The following is a 26024-nucleotide window of genomic DNA, read 5'->3' on the forward strand; positions in this document are numbered from 1 at the left end:
CCTCCGCACCACCACCTCAGGAGTTCTCATGTCGCACGCGCCCATGCGCCGCGCAGTGGCGGTCCTCGCGGCCGCCGGGATGGCCACCGGCGGGCTGTTGCTCGCCGCGCCGGCCTCCGCCGCCCCCGTCAACACCGACTTCACCGCCGCCTGCTGGGGCAAGTTCAAGAGCCTGCTCGACACCACCGACAAGACCATCGCCGCCGGCGTCACCGTCGACGCCCCCGCCACGGTGATCACCGGTGACACCTTCACCTACCGGCTGCAGCCGAAGGCGGTGACCCTGCCGGGCAAGGGTGAGAACCTGCGCAACCGCGCCAGCGTCTCGCGGCTGAAGTTCGACTACGAGATCCCCGAGGGCGCCCAGTTCGTCTCCGCCACCGTGGTTCCCGGCACCGCCGTCAACCTCGGCGGCACCGCGCCGACGGTGGAGCGGGTTGCCGAGGACGGCACCCCGAACGCGGAGGGCCCCGTGCTGCGCCTGTCCGGCGGCAACCAGACCGTCGGCAACGGCCCGAGCAGCAACGACGGCGCCGAGGGCGGCATCGTCGTCATCATCAGCGGGGACACCACCTTCCGGCTCCCGGCGATCGAGGTCAAGGCCGTGGCCGGTCCGGTCGGATCCGTCGTGGAACCGAAGATCCGCACCGCGGGCAACGCCGGCAACTACAAGGCGGACGAGAACTTCTACACCTCGCTGATCCGTGAGAAGGACCCGCTCGCCGGGGTGTCCTACTGGTCCGCGACCCGCTGCTCCCCGCGTGACAGCGGCGGTGCGGCCCTGAACGCCGGCGCCGGCGCGCTCGCGACGATCAAGGTCGTCACCCGCCCGGACACCGTCACCACGACCACCCTCGCGGCCCCCGCGACCGCCGCCAACGGCGCGTCCGTCGACCTGACCGCCACGGTCAGCCCGTCCACCGCCGGCGGCTCCGTCCAGTTCAAGGACGGCGGCGTCAACCTCGGCGCACCGGTCCCGCTCACCGCGGGCACCGCTACCCTCCCGCAGGTCTTCGACACCGACGGCGCTCACAGCATCACCGCCGTCTACCTCGGTTCACCCGGGGTCGCGGGATCCACCTCGGAGGCCCGCACGGTCACCGTGAGCACCGTCGTCCGTGACACCACCACCGTGCTGACCACGCCCAGCCACGCCAAGACCGGGGTGGCCGTCAGCCTGGCCGCCACCGTCGACCCGGCCCCGGCCGGCGGCACCGTCCAGTTCTTCGACGGCACCACCGCGATCGGCGCCCCCGTCGCCGTGGCCGGTTCCGTCGCCACGCTGGCGCACGAGTTCGAGACCGCGGGCACGCACAAGATCACCGCAAAGTTCAACGGCACCAAGGGGTTCACGGCGTCCACCGCCGACGCCCGCAGCATCGAGGTGTCGGTCCCGGCGCCGAACGAGACCCGCACCACCACCACGCTCGAGGCCCCGGCCACCGCGGCTCCGGGCGAGGCGGCGACGCTCACCGCCACAGTGGCCCCGGGCCAGGCCGGCGGCACCGTCCAGTTCTTCGACGGCACCACCGCGATCGGCGCTCCGGTCCCGGTGACCGGCGGGACGGCCACGCTGACCCACAGCTTCACCGCGGTCGGCGCGCACGGCGTCACCGCCGTGTACAGCGGCGCGGCCGGCTTCCTCGGCTCGTCGTCGGACGCCTCGGTGGTCAACGTGACCGCCGTCGAGACCCCCGGCGGCGGAACCGGCGGCGCCGGCTCGGCGGACGGCCTCTTCGGATCGTCCTGACCACAGCGCACCACCTCTGATCCCGGCAGCGGGCACGTCACCACGACGTGCCCGCTGCCGGCTTTTTGCCACCGTCAACGGGCTTCCTCCCGCCCCGGCCCGGACTACCCTGAAGGGGACTCTGCACCAAGAGGTGATCAGATGAGGACGGGTCATTCGGTTGGGCGAGACACACGCGCCCGAAGCCATGTACGGGGCTGAGTCGATGTCCGGTCACCCGCACGAGTCCGCGCCGGGCGTCGTGGCGGAACTTCATGCTGCCGGCTTCGTCGACGCCGAGGAGATCGGCCGCGGCGGCTTCGGTGTGGTGTACCGGTGCCGAGAGGCCGCGTTGGACCGTGAGGTCGCAGTAAAGGTGCTCACCGGCGCACTCGACCCGGACAACCTCGAACGGTTCCTGCGCGAACAGCAGGCGATGGGGCGGCTGTCCGGGCATCCCCACATCGTCAACATCCTGCAGGTCGGCGCCACCTCCGACGGCCGTCCGTACATCGTGATGCAGTACCACCCGCGCAACTCCCTGCAAGAACTGCTGAGGAAGCAGGGCCCGCTCGACTGGGCCGCGACGCTGCGGGTCGGGGTGAAGATGGCCGGGGCGCTCGAGTGCGCGCACCGCGCCGACACCCTGCACCGGGACGTGAAGCCGGCGAACATCCTGCTCACCGACTACGGCGAACCGCAGCTGACCGACTTCGGTATCGCGCGCATCTCGGGCGGATTCGAGACCGCCACCGGTGCGGTCACCGGCTCCCCCGCCTTCACCGCCCCGGAGGTGCTCGCGGGACGGACGCCCGACCGCACCGCCGACATCTACAGCCTCGGCGCCACGCTGTTCTGCGCCCTGACCGGGCATGCCGCCTTTGAGCGCCGCGAGGGCGAGAAGGTGGTGTCCCAGTTCCTGCGGATCACCCGCGAACCGATCCCCGACCTGCGCACCGACGGCATCCCGTCCGACGTGTGCACCGTGATCGAAGAGGCGATGGCGCAGGACCCCGAGGTCCGGCCCGCCTCCGCCGCCGAGTTCGGCCACGCGCTGCAGGCGACCGAGCGCAGGCACGGACTCGATGTCGACGAGATGGCACTGCCCAGCGGCACCGAGGCGGAGGTCCTCCCGGACAGCCGCGACGGTGACGCGACCGTCTTGCGGCCCGCGGTCGCGGATACGACGGGCTACCTCTCCGGCCGGTCCCGCCGGTTGTCCTACACCAGCCGCCGCCACACCACGAATCTGACGCCGCCGGCGCCCGCCACGCGCTTCCGGCCGCCCACCCCGGTCCGCGCCCTGGTCTCGCGCGAGCGGCTGATCGACCTGCTGCGGGTCGGAGATCGTCGCCGGCTCACCGTCATCCACGCCCCCGCCGGGTACGGCAAGTCCACCCTGGCCGCGCAGTGGAGCGCCGCGCTGGCCCAGCAGGACGTCGCCGTCGCCTGGCTGACCGTCGACCACGACGACGACAACGTGGTGTGGTTCCTCTCGCACCTCGTCGAGGCGATCCGGCGGGTCCAGCCGACACTCGCCGAGGAACTGGGACAGGTGCTCGAGGACCACGGTGAGGACGCGGAGGCCTACGTGCTGACGGCGCTGGTCAACGAGATCCACTCCGCCGGCCGTCGCGTCGCGCTGGTGATCGACGACTGGCATCGGGTGAGCAGCCCCGCCACCGTCGCCGCGCTGGGCTACCTGATCCAGCACGGCTGCCACCACCTACAGGTGGTTGTGACCAGCCGTAACCGCGCAGGACTGCCGATGAGCCGGATGCGCTTGGACGACGAGTTGGTCGAGATCGACTCCACCGCACTGCGTTTCGATTCCGACGAATCGCGGCAGCTGCTGGTGGACCTCGGTGGCCTGCAGCTCGCCGCCGACGACGTGGAGGGGCTGCTGCGGTCCACCGACGGGTGGGCGGCGGCGCTGCAACTGGCCTCACTGTCGTTGCGGGGCAACGAGCGTCCCGCCCGCCTGGCCGAGATCATCGAGCACCTGGCCGGGCACCAGGCCATCGGCGAGTTCCTCGCGGAGAACGTGCTCAACGCCCTGGAACCGGAGATGCTCGACTTCCTGCTGACCACCTCCGTCAGCGAACAGACCTGCGCGTCCCTCGCCTCGACGCTGGCCGGGGTACAGCGTGGTCAGGCAATCCTCGAGGAGGTGGAGGATCGAGACCTGTTCCTGCACCGTGTCGATGCTCGCGGCGAGTGGTTCCGCTACCACCACCTGTTCGCCGAGTACCTCCGGCGCCGGCTCGAGCGCGATCAACCGGGCCGGACCGCGGAGCTGCACCTCGCCGCGTCCAAGTGGTTCGCGGAGCGGCGCCTGACCGGCGAGGCCGTCGACCACGCCCTGCTCGGCGGCGATCCCGACCGGGCAGTGGAGCTCGTCGAACGCGACAGCTACCACCTGATCGAGCACTCCAGGATGTCGACCCTGCTCGGGCTGGTTGCCAAGCTGCCCGCGGCGAACGTCGCGCGGCCACGGTTGCAGCTCGCGGTGGCCTGGGCGAACGTGCTGCTGCAACGACCTGAGGCCGCACGCGCCGCACTGGACGTCGGCCGCACCGCGGTGCGGGCCCACCCGGGCTCCGAGAACAGAGCAGACCTGCGGATCGAGGCCAATGTGGTGCGTGGCGTGATGGCCGCACAGCTGGACCGGCTGGTGGTGTCCGACAAGCTCGCGGCCGAGTGCCTGGCGCGGCCCGAGGGCCGGCCGCCGTGGGTGGTCGCGGCCGCGGCGAACCTGGCGTCCATCGCGGCGCTGTGCCGGTTCGACTTCGACGGCGTCCGGCACTGGCAGGACTGGAGCGAGGACCACTACCGGCGACTGGGTGGGCCGTTCAGCGCCACGATCGGATTCTGCTTCGCCGGCATCGGGGCCAACGAGCAGCTCGACCTGGTCCGGGCCGAGAAGCTGTTCCGGCAATCACTGCAGCTGGCCCAGGAGTCGGCGGGCCGGCAGTCGCACGCCGCCCGGCTGGCCGGGGCGCTACTCGGCGAGCTGTTCTACGAGCAGGGCAAGGTGGACGAGGCCGAGCAGCTACTCGACGAGAGCTGCGAACTGGGCGCGGAGGGCGGCGCCGTCGACTTCATGCTGGCGCGGTACGTCATCGGCGCCCGGATCAAGGCCCTGCACGGCGACCTGCCGGCGGCGGCGGCCCGGCTGGCGAACGGCGCGCGCGCCGCGGCGACGCTGGACCTGCCCCGGCTGCGGGCCCGCATCGAGAACGAACGCGTCCTCCTCGGGCTCGACGTGACCGTCCCGCCGCGCCCACCGCAGATCGAGACCCTGCGACCGGCCGGGGTCCCCCCGATCGACGGGATCGCCGAGATCACCGCACAGCTCGAGGACGCGACCGCCGCGCGGCTGCTGCTGCGGTCCGGGACCGCGGAGGACGCCGACAAGGCACTGGGCCTGGCCCGCGCATGGGTGGCACGGCTCGCGCCGAGCGGACGGAACCGGGTGCTGCTGCAGGCGAACCGGCTGCTCACCGCCTGCCTGTTCGCGGCGGGCCACGACGACGAGGCCAAGACGGTACTGGCGGCGACCACGGCGACCTGCGCCGACCACGGCATGGTCCGATACCTGGTGGACGGCGGTCCGCTGGTCCACCGGGGCCTGGTTGCGTTGCAGGCGGACATGCGAGCCGGACGGTGGGACGCGAGCCGCCCCGAGGTCCCGGGCGAGTTCCTCGACCGGGTCGTCGCGTTGGCCGAGGCGGAGTCCGGCGGCCCCGGCTCCGGCACTTTCGCCGCCGAGCCCGCCGACGACTGAGGGCGCCCTCCCACGCGGTCGGACCGCGTGGGGGACGCCCCCTGCTGGAAGATCGGGTGTCAGGCCTGCGCGAGCGGCGGCATCTTGACGACCTGGCCGGCGTAGGCCAGCCCGGCGCCGAACGCCAGCAGCAGCGCGGTGTCGCCCGCCTTGGACTTGCCGGTACGGAGCATCTCCTCCATCGCCAGCGGGATCGACGCGGCCGAGGTGTTGCCCGTCTCAGCGATGTCGTTGGACACCGCGACCGTCTCCGGCAGGTGAATGCTGCGGGCGATCACATCGGTGATGCGGGCGTTGGCCTGGTGCGGGATGAACGCGTCCAGGTCCTCCATCGTCACACCGGACCTGTCGAGGGTCTGCAGCGCGATCTTGCCCATTTCGAAGGCCGCCCAGCGGAACACCGAGGTGCCCTCCATCTTGATCCACGGCCGCTGCTGGGCCGGGTTCTCGGCGAAGTCCACCCAGTTCGGCTCCTGGCGGATGGCGGTGCCCTGCGCGCCGTCCGAACCCCACACGACGGGTCCGATCCCGGTCTCCTCGCCGCGGCCGACGACCACGGCGCCCGCGCCGTCACCGAAGATGAAGCGCACCGAGCGGTCGGTGGGCTCGGTCGAGTCGCTCATCCGCTCGACGCCGATCACCAGCACGTAGTCCTGGCTGCCCGCGCGCACGAGGTCGGAGGCGAGGCCCAGCGCGTAGCAGAATCCCGCGCAGCCGGCGGCCACGTCGATCGCGCCCGCGCCCCCGGTGCCGAGCGCGTCCGCGACCAGGGCGGAGCACGCCGGGGTCTGCACCGGGTAGGTGGACGTGGCGACGATGACAGTGCCGATCTGCTGGCTGCTGACGCCCGCGGCCTCGAGCGCCCGGCGACCGGACTCGATCGACATCGCGAGCACCGACTCGTCCTCGCCCGCGAAACGACGGCTCTTGATGCCGGACCGGGACTGGATCCACTCGTCGGTCGAGTCGATCTGCTCGCAGATCTCCTCGTTCGTCACGACACGACGCGGGCGGTACGCCCCCAGACCGAGCATCGCGGAATGCCGAAGCTCCGTTGAGTTGGCGATCACTGCACCCATTTGCCTGTCTCCTCTGTTTCAAAAATGTCGCACCGGATGCTCGGGCACACCCACGAACTCCTCAGGACACCGTACTGTGCACGACCCTCACGCGGTCACGGAGTCGGGCATGAACCTGTGTCAGTTTCTCGATTCGCGCGGCGCCCGAACCCGCGCAATTCACACGAGCCCCGTTGCTCACACGGACAAATGTGTTCCGCATCACTAACATGTGCCCCAGGCGGCGACCCGCTGGTCCCGTCCTGTTCCGACGAGAGCAGACACGGAAAGCCGAGGGGGTTTCGCGTGAACGCAGGGCACGCCAGGACATTCGTACAGGCATCGATTCTCGGGATGGCGACGCTGCTGGCCTTGGCCCCGCCCGCCGCCGCCGACCCCAACACGGTGAACCCGATTCCCGGGCTCAACGGCACGAACGGACTCCCTGACCTGCGCGGACGGACAACCGCCGTGGCCCAGGCGACCGGCATGCTCAGCGCCAACCGCACCCAGGACAGCAATGTCCTCGGCACCGACCTCGGCATCATGTGGGACAACGGCAGCGGCCAGACCCTCACCGCATTCGGCGACTCGGCGGGCCTCGGCGTGCCGAACCTGCTCGCCGGCAGCCTCTGGTCCTGGCGCAGCAACACGCTCTACCGGAGCAACGACCGCAACCTTGCCGACGGCATGGCCTTCGACAGCACACCCCGAGACCTGCTGGGGCAGTCGAAGGAACTCGTTCCCAGTCCGAAGATCCCGTTCATCGAGATCAGCCGGATCCCCACAGCGGGTGTGGCGGTCGACGGAGTGCAGTACATGTCACTGATGTCGGTGAAGAACTGGGGCGACCCGGGGCACTGGGAGACCAACTACTCGAGCCTGGCGGTCTCCACCGACAACGGCGAGAACTGGGTGCAAGCCCCCGAGACCAACCGCCCCAGCGACGGCGCCAACCGGAACTTCCAGATGAACGCCTTCCTCAAGGACGGCGGTTTCGTCTACGAGTACGGCACGCCGCCCGGCCGCGGCGGGCTCGCCTACGTGGCCCGGGTGCCGGAGAAGCAGATTCGCGACCTGGCCGCCTACGAGTACTGGAACGGCACCGAATGGAAGAAGGGCGACGTCAACGCCGCGGCACCGATCGTCTTCGGCGGCGTCGGCGAGCTGTCGGTGCAGTACAACGAGTTCCTCGGTCAGTACCTGATGCTCACCACCGACAACTTCAACTCGGTGGTGATGCGGCGCTCCCCGAGCCCGACCGGACCGTGGGGTCCGGCGGAGGTGCTACTCGACGCCCGCGAACTGCCCACCGCCTACGGGGCGTACATGCACCCGTGGTCGACCGGTCCCGACCTCTACTTCCTCACCACAGTGCACTCGAACTACAACGTGCTGCTGATGCGCACCACGCTCAACCGCTGACCGACGGGGCCGACCCCGCCACTACGGTCACGCGCATGGATGCACACGACTGGGACGCCCGGTACGCGGGCGACGAACTCACCTGGGGCGCGGCCGCCGACCCGACCGTGGTGGCGGTGGCCACGGCCCTCACCGCCGGCCGGGCCCTCGACCTGGGCTGCGGCGAGGGCCGGAACGCCCTGTGGCTCGCCAACCGGGGATGGCGGGTGACGGCGGTGGACTTCTCCACGGTCGCACTGACCAAGGGCCACCGCGCGGCGGCGCATTCGCCCAGGTCGGTGCGCGATCGCGTCGACTGGGTGCGGGCCGATGTGACGCAGGTCGAACTGCCGCCGAACTATGACCTCGTACTCCTCACGTACCTGCATCTGCCCAGGTCGCCGCGGCGTGCGCTGCTGCGCCGGGCGTCGGCCGCGCTGGCCCCCGGCGGCACGTTGCTGCTACTCGGACACGCCGCAGTGGCGCATGCGCACTTCCCCGTGGAACCCGAAACACTCTGCCTCCCAGAGGAACTGACCGAAGACCTCGACGGCACCGGGCTCCGGGTCGTGGCCACGCCGCAGGGCGGGGGCGACGACGCGGGCGTCGCGACGGACCTGGTGGTGATCGCGACAAAACCATCTCTTGGCAGCTAACTGAATCACGAGTAACATCGCCTAAGTTACCGACGAGTAGGTACACTTGGGCGGTACTGACACAGCGAGACCGCACCTCACCGGGAGAGTTAAGAAGACATGGGCCATTACAAGAGCAACGTCCGTGACCTGGAGTTCAACCTCTTCGAGGTGCTGGGTCTCGAGAACGCACTGAACGCAGGCACCTGGGGCGACCTGGACGTCTCGACCATCAAGGACATGCTGTCCGAGGTCGCGCGCCTCGCCGAGGGACCGCTGGCCGAGTCGTTCGCCGACGCCGACCGCAACCCGCCGGTGTTCGACACCGAGACGCACGAGGCGACCCTGCCGGAGCCCTTCAAGAAGTCCTTCAAGGCCATGTGGGACGCCGAGTGGTACCGCATGGGCCTCGACGAGGAGATCGGCGGCGTGCCGGTCCCCCGCGCCCTGGTGTGGGCCATCGCCGAGATGATGCTGGGCGCGCAGCCCGCCGCCTTCATGTACCAGGCCGGCCCGTCGTTCGCGAACGTGCTCTACACCAACGGCACCGACGAGCAGAAGCAGTGGGCGGCCACCTGCGTCGAGCGCGGCTGGGGCGCCACCATGGTCCTCACCGAGCCGGACGCCGGCTCCGACGTGGGCGCCGGACGCACCAAGGCGATCAAGCAGGACGACGGCACCTGGCACATCGAGGGCGTCAAGCGTTTCATCACGTCCGCCACCTCGGACGACCTGTTCGAGAACATCTTCCACCTGGTGCTGGCCCGCCCCGAGGGCGCCGGACCGGGCACCAAGGGCCTGAGCCTGTTCTTCGTCCCGAAGATCCACTTCGACTTCGAGAAGAACGAGCTCGGCGAGCGCAACGGCGTCTTCGTCACCAACGTCGAGCACAAGATGGGCCTGAAGGCGTCCACCACCTGTGAGCTGACCTTCGGCGGCCACGGCGTGCCCGCACAGGGCTGGCTGGTCGGCGAGGTCCACAACGGCATTGCCCAGATGTTCGACGTCATCGAGCACGCCCGGATGATGGTGGGCACCAAGGCCATCTCCACCCTGTCCACCGGCTACCTCAACGCGCTCGACTACGCCAAGGCTCGCGTGCAGGGTGCCGATCTGACGCAGATGACCGACAAGGCCGCGCCCCGCGTGACCATCACCCACCACCCGGACGTCCGTCGCAGCCTCGCGATGCAGAAGGCGTACGCGGAGGGCCTGCGCGCGGTGTACCTCTACACCGCGGCACACCAGGACGAAGAGCTCGCCAAGCTGGTCTCCGGCGCCGACAAGGACACCGCGTTCCGCGTCAACGACCTGCTGCTCCCGATCGTCAAGGGTGTCGGTTCCGAGCGGGCCTACCAGTACCTGACCGACAGCCTGCAGACCTACGGCGGCTCCGGCTTCCTGCAGGACTACCCGATCGAGCAGTACATCCGCGACTCGAAGATCGACTCGCTGTACGAGGGCACCACCGCCATCCAGGCGCAGGACTTCTTCTTCCGCAAGATCGCCCGCGACCGTGGCGTCGCCCTGGCCCACGTCGCCGGGCAGGTCAAGCAGTTCATCGACAGCGAGACCGGCGACGACCGCCTCAAGGGCGATCGCGCCCTGCTCGCCACCGCCCTCGAGGACGTCCAGACCATGGCCGCCACCCTCACCGGGTTCCTGATGGGCGCGCAGGAGCAGCCGACCGAGCTGTACAAGGTCGGCCTCGGCTCCGTCCGCTTCCTGATGGCCGTCGGCGACCTGCTGATCGGCTGGCGTCTGCTGGTCCAGTCCGAGATCGCCCTCGCGGCTCTCGACGGCGGCGCGTCCGACAAGGACAAGGCGTTCTACGAGGGCAAGGTCGCCATCGCGTCCTTCTTCGCGAAGAACGTGCTGCCGGAGCTGACCGCGAGCCGCGCGATCGTCGCCGCCGTCGACAACGACATCATGGAGCTCGACGAAGCCGCGTTCTGAGCCTTCGGTTCACCGCGGGTAGACCCCTGACAACAGCGCTGCCGCGCACCGGATCGTCGGTGCGCGGCAGCGCTGTTTGCGTTGCGGCTGTTGCGCCTACTCGCACTTGACGATGGGCACCGGGTCGTACTTCACCGTGCGGGTGTGACGCGAGATCTCTTCTCCCGTCTTGTGATCGGAGATCACCCGGGTGTCGCTGGTGGTGAATCCCTTCGCGCCGCCGGACGGGACGCAGCCGTCACCCTTGGGCAGGTTCACCGTGTTCGGCGACGTGTCGGCGTAGCGCTCACCGGCAATGGACTCGACCTCCACCGACTTCGTTCCCCAGAACCGCACCGTCACATCGGAACTCGTACCCACCGCCTCGATCACCACTCCGGTCGGTGCGGTGTTGGTGAACTGCAGGTCGATCGCTCCGTCGAAGACGGTGGCCTCGCGGGCCGCGGGGTAGCGCGAGATGTAATAGCTGTGCTCGGTGTGGCCGGCGTCCTTCATGCCCGCGAAGTACGACGCGTTGTACAGCGTCGTCGCGAGCTGACTGATGCCGCCGCCCACGGCCTTGTCCGGTCGTCCGTTGTTGATGATCCCGGACTCGACGTAGCCCTCCGCGGCGCCGCGGGTACCGGTGTGACCGTTGAGCGAGAAGGTTCCTCCCGGCTTGACCAGGGCACCGTTGATCTCGGCCGCGGCGAGCCGGATGTTCACGCCGGACGCGTACTCGAAACCGCCGGTCGTGTACTCCGAGACGACCTCCCGGATGCCGAGCTTGTCCGCGGCTGCGGTGGTGAGCTCCGGTTCCTTGGCCTCGTAGACCGCCGCGACACTGCGGTCGCCGGGGGCGGCCAGCAGGTCCGGCAGGCCGCCGAGGGTCTTGTGCCACTCCACGACGTTGCCGGTGACGGACGGCACCACCTTCGGCGAGCCGCCGGCAAAGCTGAACGTCGCGTCCTTGGGCTTGACCTCGGTCGGCGCCAACTGCGGCGCCAGCAGGGCCGCCGCGGCGTCGACGTTGTACCCGGGGGCCAGTCCGCCGCTGCCGTCCGGCGCGAAGGTCAGTACCGCACCGATGTCGTTGCGGCGCAAGACAGCCGACTTGCCGTCCTTCCCGGTCACCGTGACGTCGGCAGCCGCGGCCGGGGTCGCGATGTCGCGCAGTGCGCGGTCCACGCCGTCCTGGGTCACCGCGACCGGTGCCACGTTCACCGGCACCTCGACGCCGCCGACGGCAGCCCACTGCTCGGCGAGGGCCGAGGCCGCTCCCTCGGCATCGAGAGCCTGGCCGGCGCGCGGCGAGACACCGGTCGGGGTGGGGCCGTCGAAGGCGATGCCGCCCTCGACCGGGGCGCGGTCCACCTGAGGGCGGAGCCCCTCGACTGCGGCGGCCAGTGCCGCCTCGTCACTGGTGGACACGACCCCGATCTCGCGGTGGGAGAACAGTGAGGTCAGCCGGGTGACCGGGTTCAGCGGCTGGGCGCCGGCCCGGTCCAGCGTGGCGGACCAGTCGATGCCCAGGCCGGCCTGCTCCGGCACCACCTGCGCCCGCGCGTCGCCCGCCCGGACCTCGACGGGCTGCTGCACGCGCGGACCGAGCTCGGTGCGCAGCATCGCCTCGGCATCGGCCGGGTTCATCCCGCCCACGTCTACCCCCGCGACGGAGACGCCGCGCGGTACCTGGTCCGAGGACATCGCGTAGTCGACCCCGTAGGCGAGGATGCCGACGGCGAGCGCGGCGGCCGCACCGATCGCGACCTTCACGCCGGTGGACCGACCGGACCCGCCCGCGCGGTCGGCGGGCACCGGGTCGGCGTTGAGTGGCCGAGGCTCCGAGGGCGGCGGGGTCTGAGACTGGGGCTGGGCCTGCTGGGGCCGAGACTGCGAGGGCGGGGTGATCGACCGCGGCGGGGCGACGACGGTGGTCGGAGGCTCCTCCGGTGACTGGGCGGCCGGCGGCTCGACGCGCACCACGGACATCACCTCGGTCTTCACCTCCCCCGGATCAACGGCGGGCGCGGTGAACGTCTCCACCGGCGCGACGGAATCGTCGGGCGCGTCGAGGTCGGAACCTGCGGACGGTGCCGCCGTGGTCGGGTCGGCGTCGGCCGCGGGCCCCGCGTGGGTGGCGACCTCGTTCACGGGCTCTGCGTCGCTCACAGACTCCGTGCCGCGCGCTGCCTCGGCGTCGGCCGCGAGTTTGGTGGAGGTCCCGGACCCGACAACCTCGTCGGCCGTGGACTTCGAGTCGGCCGCGCGCTCGAGGTCGGCGTCCGGTTCCGGCGCGACGGCGTCCGCCCGGGGCTCCGATTCGGTCGCCCTGGTCAGTCGAGCCGTCCGGGCGTCGTCTGCATCGGGCTCACGCGAGATCCGCTCCGTTTGCGCCTCGTCGACATCGGGCGCGGCGTCGTGCGCATCCGATTCGGGGCCGGTTTCCGCCCGTTCGCCCGAGTCTCCACCGATACCGCCGTTGGCGCCGATCATCACGGCCCTCCCACTGATTGCTTCACCCCGCCGGAGCCAGGTCGTTTCCGAGGCTCAAGGGTAGACGGGACAAAACGTGCACCGCCCAGACGATGGCCGGGAGCTCGACGGCGGGGGCACAGAAGACGGCCCGCAGAAATAGGTAGTCCCACGCTGCAGCCGGGTCGGGGGTCTGGCTGCAACGCGGGACTACTTGGGTATCGGGGTCGGCTCACAAGGCGTTACACATCCATCACAAAATATTTCCAAACCGGGTCCCGGCGACGCGATTCGTGCGACTACCAGGCATTACACGTGGATCCCGAGCGGCAACCGCCAGAGTGCTGCGACTGCCGTGCACCCGCCGCGACCGGCCGTCCCCGACGATCCCGGCGTAATCGAGCGGGTGTCTGGGCGGACTCTCGAGGCAGGAGCCGCTCGCCGGAGGTCTGACGCCGAAATCACCAACACGCGTCCATGTCCAACGCGTCACCTCCGGACTGCCGTGTTGCCCGGACAGACGCTGTACATCGTCGCCGGGGGCTGCGGCGCGAACGAACCGACAGAACGGCCAGGGCGACATGAACGGTGGCTGCGCCGCCGGCGCAGCCGACCCGGCGCGAACAGACGCAGGGCCCTCCCGCTCGGCGTGTACCGATCCGTAGGGCCCTGCGTGGTGGGTCGCGTCAGCGCTCGGTCGCGGCGCTCGCTGTCCGCGTTACGGCTGGAGCAGAACGTCCAGGCCGCGCTGGAAGTCCCGCACCCGCCGATCGAGGGCGTGGTGGCCGCCGTTGACGAGCTCGGACACCCGGACGATTCCGGCGGTGTCGGCGACCTGGTTGAGGTTCCTCGAGGTCCAGTACCAGGCGGCGGTGGCGAAGGCGTTCTCCGGTGCCTCGAGAAGCTCGGGCTGCGCGACGAAGTCGACGCCCGTGTACGCGCTCACGCTCTCGTAGTTGTGGCGGCCGGTGATCTGGATGGCGCCGCGGCCCTTGTAGCGCTCCCCGTCGCCCGCGTGGGTGTTTCCGAGGTCCGCTCGACCCTCGTAGGCGCGCCCGGACGCGTACTCCTCGAATGTCCGGAACGAGTCGGACTCGACGGCGAGCTGCGCAATGAAGGCCGCCTGGCGGACGGGGTTGTCGATACCGCCGCGCGTCATCGCCGCGTTCAGAGGCTCGACGTACGCCGCGATCTTCTCCGCGGGCATGCCGGGCACGATGCGCGCCAGCTCGTCCGGGGTCACCGCGAGCGGGGGCGGCGGGGGCGGGGGTGCCGGAGCCGCCTCCGGCGCCGGGGCCGTCTCCACGGCTCCGGGCTGAGCCTGGTCGGCCGACCCCGAGTCGGCGCCGGGAAGGGTGGGGAACTGGAGCACCTTGAACAGGTCCCCGGCTTCGTGGAACCGGACCGGAGCGGCGACGACGCCCGCAGCGGCGGTGTCAGTGGTGTCGGCGCTCGCGACGCCGGGGCCGACGAAACCGACGACACAGGTGGTCAAGGCGGCGGCGGCAATGGCCGCACGGAAATGGCGCGAGTGTGAGACGTGCAAGGTCGTACTCCAAGATTCGGCCGAAAGGCGCGTCGGCCTGGCGATCGGATGCCGCGGGTGTTGCGAAGGACTTCCCCGTCCCTCACAGGTCACCGTCACGCAGCAATTAGGTCACAACCAGGTAACGTCGCAGGTAGCCCAGGTTTCAACCAATCGAGACGAGCATCACATTCTTTCTTCTGGCGTGTCGGGTTGACATTCGGTCGAATCCGATCTGCCCCGAAGGCACTCGGCGTGGCGGCGCTCCGACGCCCGCACTGCCGCGGTCACCCCACCCGTGGGTCGGCGCGTCGAGCGACCGAGAGGACGCCCGGAATTGTTGTACTGCAATTAGATTCGCCCAAAGATCCGACGCGGGCGAGCGGCCCGATCCCCAGCGCTCACGACGGCCGTCAGCGCCGTTCCGCAGCGGCCTCCCACCCCGGGCGCCGGCCACCTTCGCGGCCCGCAGAGGGCGGACACGAGGCACCCGGTCAGTGCCCTACCTAACATCGGCAACCGGTCCGGATGCGGCGCTTGATAACGACGCGAACACCATCCGGAGGGCCCCCGTGACCTTCCCGATACCGAACACCCGCCCCACCCGCCCCAGGCCGGCGCCCCCGAATGTGCGCCCGGGCGGACTCGACGAACGGTTCGCGATACCGAAGTCGGACGAGAACGAAGGGCTTGTTCGCCCTCGCCGTGCAGACCTACGCTGGACGAGGTGACTGTCGTGCGAGGACCGCGGGAGTCGAGCGTCAGACACCGGCCTTCCGGCTCCCGCTACGCCAGCGGCTTCCGAGGGGAACGGAGCTTGCGCGTGACGACATATGACTTCGTCGTGGTCGGGGCCGGCTCTGCCGGCTGCGCGGTTGCCGGGCGGTTGGCCACAGAATCCGCGTCAACCGTTCTGTTGATCGAGGCCGGCGGATCGGATCGGCGGCTGACGATCCGAGCGCCGCTGGCGTACCCCCGACAGTTCGGGACCTCGTTGGACTGGGCCTACGAAACCGATCCAGAGCCCGGCTGCGCCAACCGCCGGATCGCGCAACCGCGCGGACGGGTGCTCGGCGGCTCCAGCGCGATGAACGCGATGATCTGGGTCAAGGGCAGCAGTCTCGACTACGACGGCTGGCAGCTGCCCGGCTGGGGCTGGAATGACGTGGCGCCGGTGTTCGCTCGGATCGAACGGGGCCCGATGCGCGTCACCCGCGTGCCGTATCCCGACGAATTGTCTCGGCGTTTCGTCGCCGCGGCGCGTGCCTCAGGTGTCGGCGCCAACGACGACGTCAGCGGACCCGACCTCGACGGTGCAGCGATCTCCCCCGTCACCATCCACAACGGCCAACGCTGGAGCACGGCGCGCGGCTACCTCCGGCACCAGAAGAATCTGACCGTCGTCACCAAGGCCGAGGTCGGCCGGGTGATCATCCGCGACGGCCGCGCCGTCGGCGTCGAATACCGCCGGCGTGGACGGATCCAGCGGGCATTCGCCGACCGGGAGGTCGTCGTGAGCGCCGGCGCGTTCGGCACGCCGCGACTACTGCAGTTGTCGGGCATCGGTCCGACGGCCCATCTCCGCAGCGTCGGGATCACCCCACTTGTCGACAGCCCCCGCGTCGGTCAGGGCCTGACCGACCACCCGACCGCGTTCGCGATCTGGGCTCTGGCTCCCGGATACGTCGGCTTTGCGGATGCCGGGAAGCCGAAATGGTTGCTGCAGTGGCTGTTACGCCGACGGGGCAAGCTCACCAGTAACGGCGCGGAAGCATTGGCGCACATCCGGTCGACGGCCGGACTCCCGGCATGCGACTTTCAGCTGATCTTCACCCCTTCCTACGCCCTGGCCGACCCCAAGGAACGAAACCTACGGCCCGCGTTGTCCGTGTTGACCTCGTATTGGACACCCAAGAGTCGCGGCAGTGTCCTGGTTCGCTCATCGGATCCCGCGACACCACCGGCGATCCGGCTGAACCTGCTTTCCGAGCGTGCGGACGTCGATGCGCTGGTGCGGGCGCTGGTGCGCACGCGCGAGATCATCGCGACCGAGCCGATCGCATCCACCGTCGGGCGTGAACTTCTCCCCGGCCCGGGCTCGGACATCGAGGCATGCATCAGGGACAACGCGATCACAACAAACCATCAAGCCTGCAGCGTCGCGATGGGTCGTGAACCCGACAGTCCCCTGGACGAGAAGCTCCGTGTCCGAGGTGTGGAGAATCTCCGCGTCGCCGACGCCTCGGCGCTACCGCGGATTCCGCACGCCAACACCAACGCTCCATCGATCATGGTCGGCGAACGCTGCGCGGACTTCCTGCTCGCACAATCGTCTGCCGGGCCGTCAGCTGTGGCGCACCGCTAGGGGTTTGGATTCAGGCCGCTACCGGCCGGCCGCATCCCACCCAAAGGCGCACGGCCCGCGAATCAGACTGATTCCCGGGCCGTGCGCCGACGGCCGAGCAGGGCTCGGCGACCCCCTCTTACTGGGTCCAGCGGTTTTTCGGCCTAGCGCTCGATGATCGCCGTGACGCCCTGGCCGCCCGCGGCGCAGATGGAGATCAGGCCGCGGCCCGACCCCTTCTCCGCCAGCATCTTCGCCAGCGAGGCCACGATCCGGCCGCCGGTCGCGGCGAACGGGTGGCCGGCCGCGAGCGAGGAGCCGTTGACGTTGAGCTTGCTGCGGTCGATGGAGCCGAGGGCGCTGTCCAGACCGAGCCGCTCCTTGCAGTACTCGTCGGACTCGAAGGCCTGCAGGGTCGCGAGCACCACGGAGGCGAACGCCTCGTGGATCTCGTAGTAGTCGAAGTCCTGCAGCGTCAACCCGTTCCGCGCGAGCAGCTTCGGGATCGCGTAGGTCGGCGCCATCAGCAGTCCGTCGGGCCCGTGCACGTAGTCGACGGCGGCGGTCTCGGAGTCCACCAGGTGTGCGAGCACCGGCAGGTTGCGCTCGGCGGCCCACTCGTCCGTGGACAGCAGCGCGGCGGAGGCACCGTCGGTGAGCGGGGTGGAGTTGCCTGCGGTCATGGTGGCGTCGCCGAGCTTGGTGCCGAACACCGGCTTGAGGGTCGCGAGCTTCTCGACGGTCGAGCCGGGGCGCAGGTTGTCGTCGCGGGTCAGGCCGAGGAACGGGGTGATCAGGTCGTCGAAGAAGCCGCGGTCGTACGCGGCGGCCATGTTCCGGTGGCTGGCGGCTGCCAGTTCGTCCTGGTCCTCGCGCCGGACGCCGAATTCCTTGGCGGTGATCGCGGCGTGGTCGCCCATCGACATCCCGGTGCGGGGCTCGCCGTTGCGCGGGATCTCGAGTCCGACCATCGCGGGCCGGAGGTGGCCGAGCAGCTTGACCCGGTCCGCGGTGGTCCTGGCGCGGTTGACGGAGAGCAGGAACTCACGCAGGTCGTCGTTGACGCCGATCGGCGCGTCGGAGGTGGTGTCCACACCGCCGCCGATGCCGGCGTCGATCCGCCCGGCCGCGATGGCGTCGCCGACGGCGACGATCGACTGCAGGCCGGTGCCGCACGCCTGCTGCAGGTCGAAGGCCGGGGTGTACGGGCTCAGCGCGCTGCCGAGGACGCTCTCGCGCATCAGGTTGAAGTCCCGGCTGTGCTTGAGCACCGCGCCGCCGACCACCATGCCGAGCTTCTCGCCCTGCAGGTTGAACCGGCTCACCAGTCCGTCGAGGGTGGCGGTGAACATGTCCTGGTTGGACGCCTGCGCGTACGCCTTGTCGGAGCGCGCGAAGGGGATACGGTTGCCGCCGACGATGGCGACGGGACGAAGTTGCCGGCCGGCGGGCGTGGGGGCTGCACTCTTGGATGCAGCGGCCGGCTTGTTGTTTCGGGCTCTCGGGGTCACGTCGGTCTCCATGTATGTGCGATCCGGCTCGGCGGTGGGATCCTGCCTCGACATTGAACTTACTCCAGAGTAAGTTCAATGTCGACACCGCACCCGGACGCCGGGTGCCCGATCGACGAAGAAGGTGGACCGTGGCAGCCAGCAAGGGCGCTCCCGATCTCTACTCCCAGTTCCTCTCGTCCGCGCCGGGCGCGTTCATCGCCAAGCAGACCGGGCTCCCGCAGCCCGAGAAGCTGCGCCGGTACCGGGCGGGCGAGCCTGCACTGGCCGGCCCGCTGCTGATCGGCGGCAACGGCAGGCTCGTCGAGCCGGTGCGAGAACTGCTCTCCGACTACACGTTCAGCCAGCCGCACGACGACCGCAACGGCGCGCTGGTGTTCGACGCCACCGGCATCAGCCAGGTCACCGAGCTCGAACAGCTCTACGAGTTCTTCGCCCCGCAGATGCGCAAGCTCGCCTCCTGCGCCCGCATCGTCGTCCTCGGCACCACCCCCGAGCAGGCCGGCAGCGTCGACGCCCAGATCGCCCAGCGGGCACTCGAGGGCTTCACCCGCAGCGTCGGCAAGGAACTCCGGCGCGGCGGGACGGCCCAGTTGGTCTACGTCTCCCCCGACGCCGCGACCGGCCTGACCGGGCTCGAGTCCACCCTGCGCTTCCTGCTGTCGGCGAAGTCCGCGTTCGTCTCCGGCCAGGTCATCCGGGTCGGCGCCGCCGACTCCGCCGCTCCGGCCTCGTGGGACCGTCCGCTCGAGGGCAAGGTCGCCGTGGTCACCGGCGCCGCCCGCGGCATCGGTGCCACCATCGCCGAGGTGCTCGCCCGCGACGGCGCGCACGTGGTGTGCGCGGACATCCCGGCCGCCGGCGAGTCGCTGTCGGAGACCGCGAACAAGGTCGGCGGCACCGCCCTCGCCCTGGACGTCACCGCGGCCGACGCCGCCGAACGACTGGCCGCGCACCTGCTCGAGCGGCACGGCGGCGCCGACATCATCGTCCACAACGCCGGCATCACCCGCGACAAGCTGCTCGCCAACATGGACGAGAGCCGCTGGGACCTGGTCATGAACGTCAACCTGCTTGCCCCGCAGAAGATCACCGAGCACCTCGTGGCCAAGGGCGCACTGAAGAAGGGCGGCCGGGTGGTGGACGTCTCCTCCATCGCGGGCATCGCCGGCAACCGCGGCCAGACCAACTACGGCACCTCCAAGGCGGGCGTCATCGGCCTGGTGCAGGCCACCGCCCCGGTGCTCGCCGAGCAGGACATCACCATCAACGCCGTCGCCCCCGGGTTCATCGAGACCGCGATGACCGCGGCCATCCCGTTTGCCACCCGCGAGGCCGGCCGCCGGATGTCCTCGCTGCTGCAGGGCGGGCAGACCGTCGACGTCGCCGAGACCGTCGCGTACTTCGCCAGCCCCGCGTCCAACGCCGTCACCGGGCAGGTCGTCCGGGTGTGCGGCCAGTCGCTGCTGGGCGCCTGATGGCCGCAAAGGTGGTGCGGCTACACGAGCGGCCCGGCACCCTGGACATCTACGCCCGGGCCGCGATGGGCGCGCTGCCGCTGCGCCGCTCGGGCGGCCGCCGGAGCCTGCCGAAGCAGACCCTCGCCCTCGAGGGCCTGCGGGTGGACCCCGACAACCTGGCCGCCTACGCCCGCGCCTGCGGCCTGCGCTTCGGCGACACCCTGCCCGTCACGTACCCGTTCACGCTGGTGTTCCCGCTGGTGATGAAGCTGATGGTCTCGAACGAGTTCCCGTTCCCGGCAATCGGTTCCGTGCACACGGAGAACGTGATCGAGCGGTTCCGACCGATCTCGGTGTCCGAGCCGCTGGACCTGGCGGTGCACGCGGAGAACCTGCGCGCGCACCCCAAGGGCACCCAGGTGGACTTCGTCAGCGAGATCTCGGTGGGACGAGAACTGGTGTGGCGTCAGGTCAGCACGTTCCTGAAGATGCATCCCACGGATGCGCCGAAGGAGCCGCGGGAGGCGCGCACCGAGGAGGCACCGCCGCGGCCGATGCGCACGCTGCGGGTGGACCAGTCGACCATCAGCCGCTACGCCGCGGTCTCGGGCGACCGCAACCCGATCCACGTCTCGTCGTTGGGCGCCAAGGCCTTCGGGTTCCCGCGCACCATCGCGCACGGCATGTGGAGCGCGGCAGCGGTGCTCGGCGCGGTCGAGGGACGGATCGCCGACGCGGTCACCTACCGGGTGAAGTTCGGCAAGCCGGTGGTGCTGCCGGCCACGGTGAACGTGTACGCCGACGAGGTCACCGGCCCGGACGGGTCCGGCTGGGACCTGGCGTTGCGCCACCCCAAGAAGGGCTACCCGCACCTCACCGCCACCCTGCGTTAGGCGGCTCCGCCGCCTGTGCGCCTTTCTGGTTGCTGGAGCAGCCGGAAAGGCGCACAGGCGTGCAGCGCCTAGTGGTCGCGCTTCTTGCCGGCCAGGCCACGCCAGGCCAGGTTCTCCAGCAGGTCCGCCGCCGCGGCGACGGCGATCTCGCCGCCGGCCACGCGGTCCGCGACCGCCTCGCCCGCACCCACCAGCGCCACGGCCATGATGCCGAAGTCAGTGCCCTCCTCGGGGTCCTTGGTGCTGGACTCGAGCAGCTTCGCGGTGAGCTCGATCAGCCGCTCACGGCTGCCGCGCACCTGACTGGCGAACGCCTGCTGCCCCATCGACTGCCGGTACAGCACCATCCAGGACGACCGGTTCGAGTCGACGAAGCCGAGGAACCCCACCAGCGCGGCCCGCAGCTGCTCGCGGGGCGTCAGGTGCGGGTCGGCGGCCGGGGTGATCGCCTCGACGAAGCGCACGCCCTCGCGCTGGATGCACGCCGTGAACAGCTCGTCCTTGGACCCGTAGTACAGGTACAGCATCGGCTTCGATATCTGCGCGGTCGCGGCGATCGCGTCCATCGACGTGTCATGGAATCCGTTGGCTGAGAACACTTCGACGGCCGCGTCGAGCATCTGCTGCTCGCGTACCGCCCGTGGGAGCCGCTTCGTGCCGCCAGCCATGTGTCCTCCAGAGTCGGGGCCCACTGGATGCGGGTACCCCGAGATCGATCTTACTCTAGAGTAAGAATGAGCGTCTGCCGTGGAACATTGTCCCTGACCCGCGGAAACCGTCCGACACCGCCCTCGCCGGTCAGCAGCTGAGCACGCCCTTCGCCCGGGCGACCCGGAGCACCGACGCGTCCACCTGCGCGGCACTGAGTTGGCCCGACGCCATCAGCTGCTGCAGGTGGTCGAGCACCTGCGGTACCTCGGCGGTGGTCAGCCACAACGCCACGTCCGCGCCCGCCGTCAGCGCCGCCCCGACCGCCTGCGGGACGTCCATCCGCGCGGTGATCGCCTTCATCCCGCTGAGGTCGTCGGTGAAGATCGGCCCGTCGAACGGCGGCGCCCCGTAGCCGGTCCCGGTCCGCAGCAGATTCATCGCCGCCGGGCTGATGCTCGCCGGCACGCCGGGCTCGGTCAGCCCCGGCACGTCCAGGTGCCCGACCATCACGCCGACGCCGGTGGTCACCAGCGTCCGGTAGGGCACCAGGTCGCTGGTCTGAAGCTGGTCCAGCGGCGGCGTCGTCACCGCGCCGGTGTGCGAGTCGCCGGACGCGGAACCGTGGCCCGGGAAGTGCTTGATCACCGGGAGCACACCGGCGTCGCGCAGGCCGCGGGCGTACTCGCCGGCGTACTCCGTGACCACGGCCGGGTCGTCGCTGAACGACCGGTCCCCGATCACCGAGTCCGCGGGCTGGGAGCTCACGTCCACCACCGGCGCGTAGTCGACGGTGATGCCGAGGCCGCGCAGGCCGCGGCCCCGGGCGAGGGCCAACTGGTAGGTCTGCTCCGGCGTCATGGTCTCCGCCACCGTCCGCGGCGCGGGATCCTCGCCGAGCAGGTCCGCGACGCGGGACACCCGGCCGCCCTCCTCGTCGATGGTCACCATCAGCGGCACCTCGGCGGCCGCCTGCACCTTGGGCACCTGCCGATCCCGCAGCATCGACTCGTCGGTCCAGCTGCCCACGAAGATGCCGCCGACCTGCTCGCGCCGCACCACGTCGATCGCGTCCGCGGTGGACGCCACGCCGACGTTGAGCAGCTGCGCCAGCTTGTGCCGCTCCGACATCCGGTCGAGGAAGTCGGCGCCGCACACGGCCGGCAGGTTCTGGTCCCGGGCCCCGGTGACCGGGTCCGACCCCGGCGCCGCGGGGGCGGGTTCGACCCTTGTGGACGTCACGGTCGCGGTGTTCTCGGTGGCCGTGTTCTCGGTGGCGGGGGAGCCACATGCGGTGAGCAGGCCCAGACCGAGGAACAGGGCGACGACGCGGGGCAACCGGGTGGACTTCACGACGTCGAGCCTAGGTCAGATCGAGGCCCCGGGACACCGGCCAGCAGGTAGCCTGGCGGGTAGATCGCCCCCGGAACGAGGAGGTCTCGATGCCCGCCGATCTGATTCTCATCGCGTACGACGGATCCGACAACGCGAAGCGCGCCATCGAGTACGCGGGCCGTTTTCTCAGCGCCCAGCGCGCGGTCGTGGTCACCGCCTGGGAACCGATGGTCCGCCAGGCCGCCCGGATGTCCGGGCTCTCGGGCGTCATGCAACCGGAGTGGGTGCCGGACGAGGACAGCGAGGACATCGCCCTCACCGACGCGAAGACCACCAACGCGGAGGGACTCGACCTGGCCTTCGCCGCGGGACTCAACGCGGAGGGCCGCTGCGCGGAGTGCACCGCCACCATCTGGACCACCATCGTCGAGACCGCCGACGACCTGAACGCCGACATCATCGTCACCGGCACCCGCGGCACCACCGGGTTGCGGTCGCTGCTGCAGTCCTCGGTCGCCGACCACGTGCTGCGGCACAGCCACCGGCCGGTGCTGATCGTGCCGCCCGGCAAGTAGCCGCCTGAGCCCGGCACCGGGCGCGCCGACTATCGTCGGGAACCGACATGAACGGTTTCCTGCTCTCGCGCGCCGACCGGACCCTGCGCACCTCCGGCAGCCGGGACCAGTACCGCGGAATCGACGCCGCCGCCGAGGCTCTCGCCCGATGCACGGTGCCGTTGGTGGTCGGCGCGCTGCCGTTCGACCCCGCCGGGCCCGCCGCCCTCACCGCCCCCGAGACCGCGCACCGCAGCGCCGGTCCGTGGCGGCCCGACTCGCTGCCCGCGCTGCCCACGGTCCGGATCACCGGCGAACTGCCCACCCCCGACGAGCACCGGGCCCGGGTGGCGCGGCTGGTGGCGCGGCTGCGCGCCGGCGAACTCGACAAGGTGGTCGCGGCGCGGTCGGTGGTCGTCGAGGCGTCGGAACCAGTGCGACCGTGGTCGCTGCTGGCCCGGCTGGTCGCGCAGGACCCCGTCGGCAACGGCTTCGGGGTGGACCTGAGCCCCGCCGGCGGCGAGTACGTCGGCCGCGCCCTCGTCGGCGCCAGCCCGGAACTGCTGCTGCGGCGCACCGGCCGGGAGGTGGTGTGCTTCCCGCTGGCCGGCACCGCCCCGCGGCACACCGACCCCGCCGCCGACAGCGCCGAGGGCGACCGGCTGCTGGCCTCCGGCAAGAACCGCGCCGAACACGCCTTCGTCACCGACTGGATCCGCGACGCGCTGGCGCCGGTGTGCACCGAACTGACCGTGCCCGACGCCCCGCGGCTGGTCAGCACCCGGCAGGTGTGGCACCTGGCCACCCCGATCAGCGGCGTGCTGCGCGAGCCGGCGCCGACCGCGCTGGAGCTGGCCCGGCTGCTGCACCCCACCCCGGCTGTCGGCGGCACCCCGTTCGCCGCCGCGCTCGCCGCCATCCGTGAGACCGAGGAACCCCGCGGCTTCTACGGCGGCGCGGTCGGCTGGTGCGACGCCGACGGCGACGGCGAGTGGGTGGTCGCGATCCGGTGCGCCGAGGTGGACGCCGACGGACTGCGGCTGCGCGCCTGGGCCGGCGGCGGCATCGTCGCCGAGTCGGACCCCGACGCCGAGCTCGCGGAGACCTCCACCAAGCTGGGCACCCTGCTCGGCGCGCTGGGCGTGTCCGGAACCTCCTGACCCGGGACCCCTGACCTGGGCCCCGGCGCCGATCCAGGCCGCCCGGCGACACCGCCGTTCGCCGTTCCCGCACCTCGTCGTCGTCTCGACGTAGCGTCGTTGCTCGTGTTGACCAAGCCACCGGGAACACCCGCCGAGGCGCCGGTCGTCGGGTGGCCGCTGGTGGCCGCCGCCGCGGTCGCCGCGGTCGGGGTGCTGGTCTTCCACGTGGTCGCGGTGCCGCTGGACAACCCGTTCTACGGACTGTTCAGGAACTACGCGGACCTGGCGATCTACCGCGCGGGCGGCGACGCCGTCGTACAGCGCACCGGTGTCTACGACGGCCCGGTCCTGTTCGGGATGCAGTTCACCTACACGCCGTTCGCCGCGATCGTGTTCGCGCCGCTCGCGCTGATCACCCAGTCCGCCGCGAACGTCCTGTGGTGGTCGGCGACGTTCCTCGCGCTGGCCGCGACCGTCGCACTGAGTTTCAAGAGCCTCGGCTACCGGCTCGACCGCCGGGTGCGGCTGCTCAGCGTGCTGCTCGCGGTGGCCGCCACCGCGCTCGAACCCGTCCGCACCACCGTCTGGCTCGGCCAGGTCAACGTCTTCCTGATGCTGCTGGTGCTGTGGGACCTGACCCGGCCGGACGGGTCCCGCCTCAAGGGCGTCGGCGTCGGCGTCGCCACCGGCATCAAGCTCACCCCAGGCTTCTTCCTGGTCTACCTCGCCGTCACCCGGCAGTGGCGCAGCTGCGTGACCGCATTCGGCGCCCTCGCCGCCACCGTCGCGGTCGGGTTCGCGGTGATCCCCGGCGATGCCTGGTCGTACTGGACCTGCCAGTTCCGCAGCACCGCACGGGTGGGCCCGGTGGACGCGCCGAGCAACCAGTCCGTCAACGGCGTGCTCGGGCAGCTGCTCCGCTTCTACGACGTCGCCCGGTACTCGAACCCGGACAACGCCGGGGTGTTCGAGCCGCCGACCTGGATGTGGCTGCTGTTCGCGGTGCCCGCCGTGGTCCTTGGCGTCGCCGCCGCGCGGGTCGCCCACCGTCGCGGGCACGAACTGCTCGCCATCGTGCTGACCGCGATGACGGCGGCCACCGTCTCCCCGTTCTCGTGGGGACACCACTGGGCGTGGTTCGTGCCGCTGTTCGTGCTGGCCCTGCACTTCGCGCTCACCTCCGCGGCACGACTGCGATGGCTGGTGCCGGTCGCGGCGGCCCTCCCCGCGCTGACCTGGTGGCACGACTACCCCGACCGCCCCGGCCTGCACGGCGCCGAGCACCCGATCGGCATCGGGCTGTTCATGATGCCGATCGACCCCGACCGCTGGTGGGCACACGTCCTGGCGCCGGTCTACGCGGGCTGCTACCCGCTGGCGTTCGCCGTCCTCGCGGCCGCGACCCTGCTGGCCCGACCCCGCGGCGCCGTCGACGACTTCCCGCTGCCGGCCGCCCTCGACGGCGCGCGCCCCGGCGGCAACGCCCTGGAAGGCGCGGCGCCGGAGCCGATCCGGCCGCCGCAACGGGCCGACGAGGGGGAAGCGGACCCGGCACCGACGGCGCGGGTGATACCTTGACGCGACACGTT

Annotated in this window: 17 protein-coding genes; 11 read left to right on the top strand and 6 right to left on the bottom strand. The window is 70.8% G+C overall.

Annotated elements, in window-relative coordinates:
* Nucleotides 1-28 precede the first annotated feature (28 nt).
* Nucleotides 29-1750 (top strand): Ig-like domain-containing protein, encoded by a 1722-nt coding sequence (locus tag RT2_RS26715; RefSeq protein ID WP_072843512.1) that lies wholly within the window; start codon nucleotides 29-31, stop codon nucleotides 1748-1750.
* A gap of 187 nt (nucleotides 1751-1937) precedes the next feature.
* A complete protein-coding gene (locus RT2_RS04365) occupies nucleotides 1938-5516 on the top strand; it encodes a serine/threonine-protein kinase (protein WP_083577062.1) in 3579 nt (1192 codons plus the stop codon).
* 59 nt (nucleotides 5517-5575) lie between these two features.
* Here RT2_RS04365 and RT2_RS04370 read toward each other — a convergent pair whose 3' ends face one another.
* Nucleotides 5576-6595 (bottom strand): beta-ketoacyl-ACP synthase III, encoded by a 1020-nt coding sequence (locus tag RT2_RS04370; RefSeq protein ID WP_072843311.1) that lies wholly within the window; start codon nucleotides 6593-6595, stop codon nucleotides 5576-5578.
* Between the two features lie 333 nt (nucleotides 6596-6928).
* Between RT2_RS04370 and RT2_RS04375 the strand changes: the two genes are divergently transcribed.
* The 3 genes from RT2_RS04375 (at nucleotide 6929) to RT2_RS04385 (ending at nucleotide 10569) form a co-directional block, all read left to right on the top strand.
* Nucleotides 6929-7999 (top strand): glycoside hydrolase family 183 protein, encoded by a 1071-nt coding sequence (locus tag RT2_RS04375; RefSeq protein WP_083577063.1) that lies wholly within the window; start codon nucleotides 6929-6931, stop codon nucleotides 7997-7999.
* A 35-nt stretch (nucleotides 8000-8034) separates the two neighbouring features.
* Complete coding sequence (locus tag RT2_RS04380; RefSeq protein WP_072843313.1) at nucleotides 8035-8634, top strand: class I SAM-dependent methyltransferase; 600 nt, start codon at nucleotides 8035-8037, stop codon at nucleotides 8632-8634.
* A 99-nt stretch (nucleotides 8635-8733) separates the two neighbouring features.
* Nucleotides 8734-10569, top strand: a complete 1836-nt coding sequence (locus tag RT2_RS04385; RefSeq protein WP_072843314.1) for an acyl-CoA dehydrogenase — start codon at nucleotides 8734-8736, stop codon at nucleotides 10567-10569.
* A 96-nt stretch (nucleotides 10570-10665) separates the two neighbouring features.
* Here the strand turns inward: RT2_RS04385 and RT2_RS04390 are convergent, their stop codons facing one another.
* Nucleotides 10666-13044: a VanW family protein gene (locus RT2_RS04390; RefSeq protein ID WP_245709212.1), complete on the bottom strand. Its 2379-nt coding sequence runs from the start codon at nucleotides 13042-13044 to the stop codon at nucleotides 10666-10668.
* Nucleotides 13045-13741: 697 nt separating this feature from the next.
* The gene (locus RT2_RS04395) at nucleotides 13742-14569 is read right to left on the bottom strand and encodes a glycoside hydrolase family 19 protein (RefSeq protein WP_072843316.1); all 828 of its coding nucleotides are present in this window, start codon (nucleotides 14567-14569) and stop codon (nucleotides 13742-13744) included.
* Nucleotides 14570-15371: 802 nt separating this feature from the next.
* Between RT2_RS04395 and RT2_RS04400 the strand changes: the two genes are divergently transcribed.
* Nucleotides 15372-16913 (top strand): GMC family oxidoreductase, encoded by a 1542-nt coding sequence (locus RT2_RS04400; RefSeq protein WP_072843317.1) that lies wholly within the window; start codon nucleotides 15372-15374, stop codon nucleotides 16911-16913.
* 143 nt (nucleotides 16914-17056) lie between these two features.
* On the opposite strand, the gene RT2_RS04405 is transcribed toward RT2_RS04400, so the two are convergent.
* Nucleotides 17057-18403, bottom strand: a complete 1347-nt coding sequence (locus tag RT2_RS04405) for an acetyl-CoA C-acetyltransferase (RefSeq protein WP_072843514.1) — start codon at nucleotides 18401-18403, stop codon at nucleotides 17057-17059.
* 131 nt (nucleotides 18404-18534) lie between these two features.
* Between RT2_RS04405 and RT2_RS04410 the strand changes: the two genes are divergently transcribed.
* A complete protein-coding gene (locus RT2_RS04410) occupies nucleotides 18535-19881 on the top strand; it encodes a 3-oxoacyl-ACP reductase (protein ID WP_072843318.1) in 1347 nt (448 codons plus the stop codon).
* Nucleotides 19881-20756 carry a MaoC/PaaZ C-terminal domain-containing protein gene (locus RT2_RS04415; RefSeq protein WP_072843319.1) on the top strand — a complete coding sequence of 292 codons (876 nt, stop codon included), beginning with the start codon at nucleotides 19881-19883 and terminating at the stop codon, nucleotides 20754-20756. The genes RT2_RS04410 and RT2_RS04415 overlap by 1 nt, the downstream gene beginning before the upstream one ends.
* Before the next feature lie 68 nt (nucleotides 20757-20824).
* On the opposite strand, the gene RT2_RS04420 is transcribed toward RT2_RS04415, so the two are convergent.
* Both RT2_RS04420 and RT2_RS04425 read right to left on the bottom strand, forming a co-directional pair.
* On the bottom strand, nucleotides 20825-21424 hold the full coding sequence (locus RT2_RS04420; RefSeq protein WP_072843320.1) for a TetR/AcrR family transcriptional regulator: 600 nt from the start codon (nucleotides 21422-21424) through the stop codon (nucleotides 20825-20827).
* Nucleotides 21425-21554: 130 nt separating this feature from the next.
* Nucleotides 21555-22757 (bottom strand): glycoside hydrolase family 3 N-terminal domain-containing protein, encoded by a 1203-nt coding sequence (locus RT2_RS04425; protein ID WP_072843321.1) that lies wholly within the window; start codon nucleotides 22755-22757, stop codon nucleotides 21555-21557.
* Nucleotides 22758-22846: 89 nt separating this feature from the next.
* Here RT2_RS04425 and RT2_RS04430 point away from each other — a divergent pair, with 89 nt between their 5' ends.
* From RT2_RS04430 to RT2_RS04440, 3 genes are all read left to right on the top strand, one after another.
* Entirely contained in the window at nucleotides 22847-23314 is a 468-nt protein-coding gene (locus RT2_RS04430; RefSeq protein WP_072843322.1) for a universal stress protein, read from the top strand.
* Between the two features lie 47 nt (nucleotides 23315-23361).
* Nucleotides 23362-24453, top strand: coding sequence for an isochorismate synthase (locus RT2_RS04435; RefSeq protein WP_072843323.1), 1092 nt, complete (start codon nucleotides 23362-23364; stop codon nucleotides 24451-24453).
* A gap of 105 nt (nucleotides 24454-24558) precedes the next feature.
* The gene (locus RT2_RS04440) at nucleotides 24559-26013 is read left to right on the top strand and encodes a glycosyltransferase 87 family protein (RefSeq protein WP_072843324.1); all 1455 of its coding nucleotides are present in this window, start codon (nucleotides 24559-24561) and stop codon (nucleotides 26011-26013) included.
* Nucleotides 26014-26024: the final 11 nt, after the last annotated feature.

The organism is Rhodococcus tukisamuensis NBRC 100609 (assembly GCF_001894985.1).
In the GTDB taxonomy this organism is placed as follows: domain Bacteria; phylum Actinomycetota; class Actinomycetes; order Mycobacteriales; family Mycobacteriaceae; genus Rhodococcus_G; species Rhodococcus_G tukisamuensis.

Excerpts from the sequence above, each read along its gene's own strand:
- RT2_RS26715 (WP_072843512.1), top strand. The coding sequence starts at position 29 with ATGTCGCACGCGCCCATGCGCCGCGCAGTGGCGGTCCTCGCGGCCGCC.
- RT2_RS04365 (WP_083577062.1), top strand. The coding sequence starts at position 1,938 with ATGTACGGGGCTGAGTCGATGTCCGGTCACCCGCACGAGTCCGCGCCG.
- RT2_RS04370 (WP_072843311.1), bottom strand. The coding sequence starts at position 6,595 with ATGGGTGCAGTGATCGCCAACTCAACGGAGCTTCGGCATTCCGCGATG.
- RT2_RS04375 (WP_083577063.1), top strand. The coding sequence starts at position 6,929 with ATGGCGACGCTGCTGGCCTTGGCCCCGCCCGCCGCCGCCGACCCCAAC.
- RT2_RS04380 (WP_072843313.1), top strand. The coding sequence starts at position 8,035 with ATGGATGCACACGACTGGGACGCCCGGTACGCGGGCGACGAACTCACC.
- RT2_RS04385 (WP_072843314.1), top strand. The coding sequence starts at position 8,734 with ATGGGCCATTACAAGAGCAACGTCCGTGACCTGGAGTTCAACCTCTTC.
- RT2_RS04390 (WP_245709212.1), bottom strand. The coding sequence starts at position 13,044 with ATGATCGGCGCCAACGGCGGTATCGGTGGAGACTCGGGCGAACGGGCG.
- RT2_RS04415 (WP_072843319.1), top strand. The coding sequence starts at position 19,881 with ATGGCCGCAAAGGTGGTGCGGCTACACGAGCGGCCCGGCACCCTGGAC.
- RT2_RS04420 (WP_072843320.1), bottom strand. The coding sequence starts at position 21,424 with ATGGCTGGCGGCACGAAGCGGCTCCCACGGGCGGTACGCGAGCAGCAG.
- RT2_RS04430 (WP_072843322.1), top strand. The coding sequence starts at position 22,847 with ATGCCCGCCGATCTGATTCTCATCGCGTACGACGGATCCGACAACGCG.
- RT2_RS04435 (WP_072843323.1), top strand. The coding sequence starts at position 23,362 with ATGAACGGTTTCCTGCTCTCGCGCGCCGACCGGACCCTGCGCACCTCC.